Below are 7,863 nucleotides of genomic sequence, written 5' to 3'. Positions count from 1 at the left end.
CCCTCTTTCCCTACACGCCGCTCTCCCGATCCGAGGACGCTTCCCTGGGCGGATTCGGTACGACGCCGAGGTCGTCGGCGGCTGCCGCCGGGGTGGACCGCGGAAGGGCAGGCTCGGCCTTTGGGTAGATCGGTGAGACCGGGCGGCGGGCGCGCCAGCCGCCGGCGGTGCGTTCGATGTAGCCGGTGGCCGCCAGGGAGCCCAGAGCGCTGAGGGCCGTGTTGAGGTCCACGCCGGCGGTCACGGCGATGGTGGCGGGGCCCGCGCTGATCCTGGCCGGGACCGCGTCCAGGACGCGCTTGGTCTGCTCCGGCAGAGAGTCCCGGGGAAGGGCGGGGGCCCGCAACGCGGGGGCGAGGTCGTCGCCCATGACGCCGACGAGTTCGATCATCTCCTCCGGGGTCGTCACGCAGACGGCCTTGCGTTCGCGCAGGAGACGGTGGCAGCCGTCGGACAGGGCGGAGGTGATGGGGCCGGGGACGGCGCCGAGATGCCGGTCGAGCGTGAGGGCGTGGCCGGCCGTGTTGAGCGCGCCGCTGCGCAGGGCTGCCTCCACGACCAGGGTGCCTCTGGACAGGGCGGCGATCACGCGGTTTCTGATCAGGAAGCGGGACCGGGTCGGCCGGACGCCCGGCGGGCATTCGCTGACCAGCACGCCCCGGTCGCGGGCTCCGGCGAACAGGGAGCGGTGCTCCGCCGGATAGCAGTAGTCGACGCCGCAGGCCAGGACCACCACCGTGGGGCCTCCGGCGGCCAGGGCTCCCCTGTGGGCGGCGCCGTCGATGCCGAAGGCGCCTCCGGACACCACCGTCCATCCGGCCTCGCTCAGCCCGATGCCGAACTGGGCGGCGACGTGGACGCCGTAGGAGGTGGCGGCTCGCGCGCCGACCACCGCGACCGAACGCAGGCAGGAGAAGCGCAGGTCGGCCGTGCCGTGGAGCCAGAGGCCGAGCGGGCGGCCGGAGCCGAGCGCGTCCAACTGGGTGGGCCATTCGGCGTCGCCGGGGATGACGAGCCTGGCGCCCGCCCGCTCGCCCGCCTCCAGGTCGGCCGCGGGGTCGCAGGCCGCCAGGCGGGCGTGCCAGCTCTGGAAGCGGCCGGCCAGCTCTTCGGCGAAGGCGAACCCGGGTGGCGCGGCCCTCTCCCGTACGGCTTGGAGCGCTTGGACGGCGCCCAGCTGGGACACGAGGGCGCCCATGACGGTGTCGCCGGCGTCGGCGGCGCGCATGAGGGCGGCTCTCGCCTCGTGATCGGGGGTGCTCATGGTGATCCTCCGGTGGCGGATGGCTGTCATGGATTGAGGCCGAGCCAGAGGGCCAGCGCGGCCGAGGTCTCGTCCTCGTCGGGGCGGGGCTTGCCCGCCAGGTCAGCGATCGTCCAGGCGACGCGGACGACACGGTCGAGGCCGCGGGCGCTCAGGGAGCCGGAGTCTAGGCAGCTCGTCATGGGCTTCATGGCGGCATCTGACGGCCGGAACCTGGAGTGCAGGGCCGCGGAGGGGACTTCGGCGTTGGTCCGCCATGGCGTGCCGGTGAGGCGTTCGGCGGCGCGGGCGCGAGCCGCGAGAACGCGCCCTGCCACGGTCTCGCTGGTCTCGACGAACTGCCGGTCGGCCATCAGCTCGCGTCTGGACGAGCGCGCCACGGTGACCTTCATGTCGATGCGGTCGAGGAGCGGGCCGGAGAGCCTGCTCAGGTAGCGGCGCCGGGTGGTGGGCGAGCACTGGCACTCTCCGCCCTTGTCCTGCGGTTGGGCGCACGGGCAGGGGTTGGCCGCCAGCACGAGGATGAAACGCGCGGGGAAGGTGACGGAGCCGATCGACCTGGACACGGTCACCTGCCCGGACTCCAGCGGCTGTCGCAACGAGTCGAGCACGTGGGAGGGAAACTCGGGCGCTTCGTCCATGAACAGGATGCCCCGGTGTGCCAGGGAGACCGCGCCGGGACGGACGACCGAGCTGCCGCCGCCGACGATCGCCGCCGCCGTGGCGGTGTGGTGCGGGCTGATGTACGGCGGACGGAAGACCATGGGGCTGTTGGGCGGGAGCGCGCCGGCGACAGAGTGGATGGCCGTGACCTCCAGGGCGTGATCGAGCTCCAGGTCGGGGAGCAGCGTGGGCAGGCGCTCGGCCAGGAGGGTCTTGCCGGTGCCGGGCGGGCCGAGCATCCACAGGTTGTGGTTGCCCGCGGCGCAGACCTCCAGGGCGCGCCTGGCCATGGGCTGGCCGACCACGTCGGACAGGTCGACGTGCGGCTGGACGGGCGGGGACGGCCGCGAGTGCCCGGACGCCCCGAAGCGGTCGGGCGTCCCGCCCGGCGTCGGAGGGTGGGCGGGCGCTTCGATCGACGACGGGAAGTCGTCCGCGCGGAGCCACTCCACGAGGCGGCGCAGGTCAGGCACCGGGATCACCCGCACGCCCGGGACCAGGGCGGCCTCCGCGGCGTTGGCCGCCGGGACCACGACGGTGATGTCGTCGCCCTCCTTGGCCGCGCTCAGCACGGACGGGAGCACGCCGCGCACCGGGCGCAGGCGTCCGTCGAGGCCGAGTTCGCCGAGGAAGAACGGGCCCGCGATGCGGCTCGCCGGGACCACTCCGGCGGCGCCCAGTATGGCCACCGCGATGGACAGGTCGAACCCGCTGCCGCGCTTGGGCACGCTGGCGGGGAACAGGCTGACCGTGATGCGGGCGTCGGGCCACGGGAAATGACTGTTGACCATGGCCGAGCGGACCCGCTCTCGGGCCTCGCTCAGCGCCGCGTCGGGCAGTCCGATGAGGTGGATGCCCGCCAGGCCGTTGCCGACGTCGGCCTCCACCTCCACCGAACTGCCCGTGACGCCGACCAGGGCGACGCTGCGGGTGCGTGCGACCGCCATCTACGACGCCCCCCGCACGTGGCGCAGGGAGTAGTCGCCCGCGAAGCGGTCCAGGGCGATCACGTCGATCCTGACCGTGGCGTACGTGCGCGACTCCGCGGCCAGCCACTTGGCGGCGAGGGCGCGCAGGCGGGCCAGCTTGGCGGGACGCACGGACTCCAGCGCCGTGCCGTGTGACGTGCCCGATCGTGTCTTGACCTCGACCACCACGAGGGTGGGTCCGTCCTCGGCGATGATGTCGATCTCGCCGTGGCGGCAGCGCCAGTTGCGCTCGATGATGGTCATGCCCTCGGCACGCAGGTAGTCGGCGGCGAGTTGCTCGCCGTGCCTGCCGAGTTCGTTCTTCGCGGCCATGTGTGCCACCTCCGGGCACTGACCTTCGCGCACGGGGGCCGCCGCGTCCGGCCCCGAACGTGGTTCTGGGGACAGCAAGGTCGAGCGCGGGCACCCTGTGGACAACCAGAGGACGACGAAGGGGCGCGAACAACTCGCGCCCCTTCGTCAACCTGTCACGCCGCTAGCCGGAGAAGCCCTCCTTGGGCATCTCCAGGTCGGCCTTGGCCAGCTCTTCGACGTTGACATCCTTGAACGTGACCACGCGGACGTTCTTCACGAACCGCGCGGGCCGGTACATGTCCCACACCCACGCGTCCTGCATCTTCACGTCGAAGAACACATCACCGTTCTCCGCCGTGCGTACGTCCAGGTCGACCGAGTTCGTCAGGTAGAACCGCCGCTCCGTTTCCACCACGTAGGTAAACAATCCGACGACATCGCGGTATTCGCGGTAAAGCTGCAGCTCCATCTCGGTCTCGTACTTTTCGAGATCCTCTGCGCTCATCGCGGTCCTCCTGTCGTACCGGTCCCCCGGCGTGCCTGATCAGGCAACCCCGGCCCCCATTTCATTCTCGCCCATCCCCCTAGCCACCGTGACGAAGGAGTAACGGTGGTGCGGGCACGGGCCGTGCGTTTCGAGTGCGAGGCGATGCTGTGGCGTGACGTACCCCTTGTGCTCGGCGAAGCCGTAAAGCGGGAACTCCTCGTCGAGCGCGGCCATCAGCCGGTCCCTCGTCACCTTCGCCACTATCGACGCGGCCGCCACGCAGGCGGCCACCTGGTCCCCCTTCCAGACCGCCAGCGAAGGCGCCGGCAGGCCCGGAACCGGGAAGCCATCGGTGAGGATGTATCCCGGATCGCAGGTCAACCGCGCGACCGCCCGCCGCATTCCCGCCACGTTGCACTTGTGGAGCCCCCTGGCGTCGATGACCTCCGGAGGGATGACGACGACGCCGACGTGCGCGGTGGCGAGGATGAGGTCGTGCAGCCGCTCCCGCACGGCGGGTGTGAGCAGCTTGGAGTCGCCCAGCCCCTCGATCGGCTTGCGCAGGATGACGGCGGCGACGACCAGCGGGCCGGCGCACGCGCCACGTCCGGCCTCATCGACTCCGGCGATGGGAGTGAGGCCGCGGCGGGCCAGCGCCCGCTCGTAGGCGTAGAGCCCGGAATCACGCCGGACCACGCTCGGTCGAGGGCGGAACGCTACTGTCATGACACTGGAAGCGTACGCCCCATCCGGCGCAAACCGCGACTACTCGACCCGTGCGAAGCTGTCAGGCTTCGTGAAGATCGTGCCGCGTCCGAGCGGCCAGTAGCGGACGACCGCCGTGCCGATGACGTCGTCGACCGAGATGAAGCCGCCCCCGGGCTCCTCCATGTGGCTGCGCGCGTCGGCGGAGGCGCTGCGGTGGTCGCCCATCAGCCAGAGCTTGCCCTCGGGCACCTTGACGTCGAACTCGTCGCCCGAGGGGTAGTCGTCGGGGTAGAGGTAGGACGACTCGTCGAGCGGCTTGCCGTTGATGGTGATGCGCCGCTTGGAGTCGCAGCACTTGACCTGGTCGCCGCCGACGCCGATCACCCGCTTGATGGTGTCTTCGCCGTTCCAGCCCTTGAACACCACGATGTCGCCGCGCCCGGGCGGCCCGGCGAGCTTGTTGACGAACACCCGGTCGTTGATCTTGAGGGTGTTCTCCATCGACTCCGAGGGGATGTAGAACGATCCGACCACGAAGGCCTGCAGCAACAGGGCGATGCCGATCCCCGTGATCAGCAGGAGGACGGTCTCCCGGAAGCCGCCCTTTTTCTTCTTCTCCAAGGACTCCGCCTTCTCGGTGGCGGCCATCAGCGCTTACTCCGCAGCCAGCGCCTACGGACCAGAACCAGGGGGACGGCCAGCGCGAACCCGGCGACCAGCGGTGTCGCGCCGCTGAGCGCCTGGAGCGCGGGCTGTGCGAACGTTTCGGGGATGGGGATCGTGGTGGCCCGGGAGAACGGCCAGACGATGACGAAGGCCCGCCCGATGACCTGGCTCTCGGGGATGGATCCGCCGCCGGGATCGCCGGTGTGGGAGCGCGAGTCCATGGAGACCTGCCGGTGGTCGCCCATCACCCACAGGTGGCCGGGCGGCACGTCGGTCTCGAACTCCTCACGCGAGGGCAGGTTGCCCGGGTAGAGGTATGAGCTCTCGTCGAGCGGCACGCCGTTGACGGTGATGCGCTGCTGCTTGTCGCAGCACTCGACGTGGTCGCCGCCGACGCCGATGACCCGCTTGATGTAGTCCTTCTCGCCGGGCACGATGCCGAACGCGGTGCCGACCCACCGGAAGAAGCCCTCGACGGGGTTGCTCGGCTCCTCCATCTGGAACTCGCCGTCCCAGGAGTTGACGCCGGAGAAGACCACGACGTCGCCGCGCTCGATGTCGCGGGTGTGGTAGACGAGCTTGTTGACGAGGACCCGGTCGTTGGTGAGGAGGGTGTTCTCCATCGACTCGGACGGGATGTAGAACGCCTGGATCACGAAGGTCTTGATGATCAGCGCGAGGGCCAGTGCCACGACGACCAGGACGGGGAGCTCCTTCCAGAAGGAGCCCTTCTTTTCCTTCTTCTGGTCTTCGTCGGGCTTCCCGCCTTTTGCCGGTTGGTGAGTCTCTTCGGCGACCACGTCCACCTCGTCCTCGACAGGGCGGCGCGACGCGCCGTACTCCTGGCTCTCGCTAGTCATCGGTGATGAGCCTAGATGATGTGTCGGCTCGACAAGCCTCGACCGACGTTACACCGGGCACGAGTCGCTCCACATAAAGGGAAGGCCCCCGCAAAGGCGGAACGGCCCGCCCCACAAGGCGGGCCGTTCGGACGCCGGGCTCACTTGACGGGCGTCTCACGCTTCTCGCGGATGCGGGCCGCCTTGCCGCGCAGGTCGCGCATGTAGTAGAGCTTGGCGCGGCGCACGTCGCCCCGGCTGGCCACGACGATCTTCTCGATCACCGGGCTGTGCACCGGGAAGGTGCGCTCGACGCCGACGCCGTAGCTGACCTTGCGGACGGTGAAGGTCTCGCGGGCGCCGCCGCCCTGACGGCGGAGCACGAACCCCTTGAAGACCTGGACGCGGGAGCGGTTGCCCTCGACGACGCGTACGTGGACCTCGAGCGTGTCACCGGGACGGAAGTCCGGGACGTCGCTGCGCAGGTTGGCCTTCTCAAGCTCCTGGATCTTCGTGTGCATGAGAGATGCTTCCTCAAGTCTCGCGAGCACGCGGAGGTCCACCCGGCCTGGGCTCATGGCGGACGCGCCTGCTGATTCGGTGAACCCGGGAAGCTTCCCGGGCATGCTGACCAACCACATGGCAGTTGGCGACGCTTCAGTTTGCCACATCTTCCGGAGGGACGCGAAACGCCAGCTCGTCGAGGAGCCGCCGGTCGTGCTTGTCGAGCGTCTCGGCGTCGATCTCCGCGAGCAGCTCGGGCCGGGTCGCGACCGTACGGCGGAGCGCCTGGTCACGGCGCCATCTGGCGACCTTGCCGTGATGCCCGGACAGCAGCACCTCCGGCACCTCGTGACCCCGCCAGACGGGCGGCTTGGTGTAGACCGGGCCTTCGAGCAGGTTGCGCATGGCCCCGGGCGCGAAGGAGTCGTCGACGGCGGAGCGGACGTTGCCGAGCACGCCGGGCAGCAGCCGGCCGATGGCCTCCACCATCACCAGCACCGCCACCTCGCCGCCCGCCAGCACGTAGTCGCCGATGCTCACCTCGTCGACGCGCAGCCGCGAGCCGTACTCGGCCATCACCCGGGAGTCGATGCCCTCGTAGCGGCCGCACGCGAACAGCAGCCACTCCTCCCCCGCCAGCTCCTGGGCCAGCTCCTGGGTGAAGGGCCGCCCGCTCGGCGTCGGCACGATCATCCGGGGCCCGCCGTCGCCGATGACGTCGTCGATGGCCTCGCCCCACACCTCCGGCTTCATCACCATGCCGGGGCCGCCGCCGTAAGGGGTGTCGTCGACGGTCTTGTGGACGTCGTGCGCCCAGTCGCGGAGCTGGTGGACGCGGACGTCGAGGGTGCCGCGCTCGCGGGCCTTGCCGATCAGCGAGACGCCGAGCGGCGCGAAGTATTCAGGGAAGATCGAGATGATGTCGAGCCTCACAGCAGGCCTTCCGGCGGATCGACGACGAGCTTGCCGCCCTCCAGATCCACGACGGGGACCAGCGCCTTCACGAACGGGACGAGCGCCTCCTCGCGGCCGCCGCCGCGCCGCACCACGAGCAGGTCCTGGCCGTGGTGGAGGACGTCGGCCACCTCGCCGACGGTCTCGCCGCCGGTGGTCTCGACCGTGAGCCCGATGAGCTGGTGGTCGTGGAACTCGTCGGGGTCGTCGGACGGCTCGACGTCCGAGGAGTCGATGACGAGCAGGGTGCCGCGGAGCTCCTCGGCGCTGTCGCGGTCGGTGACGCCGGCGAGGGACAGCAGCAGCGCGCCCTTGTGCCAGCGGCTGCTCTCGATCACCAGCGGCCCGCGCTCGGGCGGGTCGGTCGTGAGCGCGTTGCCGACGGCGAAGCGCAGCCCGGGATCGTCGGTGCGCACCTCCACGGTGACGTCACCGCGCACTCCATGGGCACGGCTTATCCGGCCGACGACCAGCTGCACGTGAACCTTCCCTCTC

General features: G+C 70.5%; 10 protein-coding genes. All 10 read right to left on the bottom strand.

Annotated elements, in window-relative coordinates:
• Positions 1–10 precede the first annotated feature (10 nt).
• Positions 11–1,264, bottom strand: a complete 1,254-nt coding sequence (gene dprA, locus KME79_RS25190; protein ID WP_219546588.1) for a DNA-processing protein DprA — start codon at positions 1,262–1,264, stop codon at positions 11–13.
• 26 nt (positions 1,265–1,290) lie between these two features.
• Positions 1,291–2,874: a YifB family Mg chelatase-like AAA ATPase gene (locus tag KME79_RS25185; protein WP_219546587.1), complete on the bottom strand. Its 1,584-nt coding sequence runs from the start codon at positions 2,872–2,874 to the stop codon at positions 1,291–1,293.
• A complete protein-coding gene (locus KME79_RS25180) occupies positions 2,875–3,228 on the bottom strand; it encodes a YraN family protein (RefSeq protein ID WP_219546586.1) in 354 nt (117 codons plus the stop codon). It abuts the gene before it with no gap.
• 163 nt (positions 3,229–3,391) lie between these two features.
• Positions 3,392–3,715 (bottom strand): DUF2469 domain-containing protein, encoded by a 324-nt coding sequence (locus KME79_RS25175; protein ID WP_026215037.1) that lies wholly within the window; start codon positions 3,713–3,715, stop codon positions 3,392–3,394.
• A gap of 39 nt (positions 3,716–3,754) precedes the next feature.
• The gene (locus KME79_RS25170; protein WP_148033773.1) at positions 3,755–4,423 is read right to left on the bottom strand and encodes a ribonuclease HII; all 669 of its coding nucleotides are present in this window, start codon (positions 4,421–4,423) and stop codon (positions 3,755–3,757) included.
• A 39-nt stretch (positions 4,424–4,462) separates the two neighbouring features.
• Positions 4,463–5,053 (bottom strand): signal peptidase I, encoded by a 591-nt coding sequence (gene lepB, locus KME79_RS25165; RefSeq protein ID WP_148033774.1) that lies wholly within the window; start codon positions 5,051–5,053, stop codon positions 4,463–4,465.
• Entirely contained in the window at positions 5,053–5,931 is an 879-nt protein-coding gene (lepB, locus tag KME79_RS25160) for a signal peptidase I (RefSeq protein WP_219546585.1), read from the bottom strand. Before lepB (KME79_RS25160) ends, lepB (KME79_RS25165) begins: the two co-directional genes overlap by 1 nt.
• Before the next feature lie 140 nt (positions 5,932–6,071).
• On the bottom strand, positions 6,072–6,431 hold the full coding sequence (gene rplS / locus KME79_RS25155) for a 50S ribosomal protein L19 (RefSeq protein WP_148033776.1): 360 nt from the start codon (positions 6,429–6,431) through the stop codon (positions 6,072–6,074).
• A gap of 136 nt (positions 6,432–6,567) precedes the next feature.
• Positions 6,568–7,347 carry a tRNA (guanosine(37)-N1)-methyltransferase TrmD gene (gene trmD / locus KME79_RS25150; RefSeq protein WP_148033777.1) on the bottom strand — a complete coding sequence of 260 codons (780 nt, stop codon included), beginning with the start codon at positions 7,345–7,347 and terminating at the stop codon, positions 6,568–6,570.
• Entirely contained in the window at positions 7,344–7,847 is a 504-nt protein-coding gene (gene rimM, locus KME79_RS25145; RefSeq protein WP_148033778.1) for a ribosome maturation factor RimM, read from the bottom strand. Before rimM ends, trmD begins: the two co-directional genes overlap by 4 nt.
• Positions 7,848–7,863 lie beyond the last annotated feature (16 nt).

This window comes from Nonomuraea harbinensis (genome assembly GCF_019396385.1).
GTDB classification, from domain to species: Bacteria; Actinomycetota; Actinomycetes; order Streptosporangiales; family Streptosporangiaceae; genus Nonomuraea; species Nonomuraea ferruginea.
Note: the sequence above shows the minus strand (reverse complement) of the source record. Positions and strands in the feature narration are given on the sequence as shown.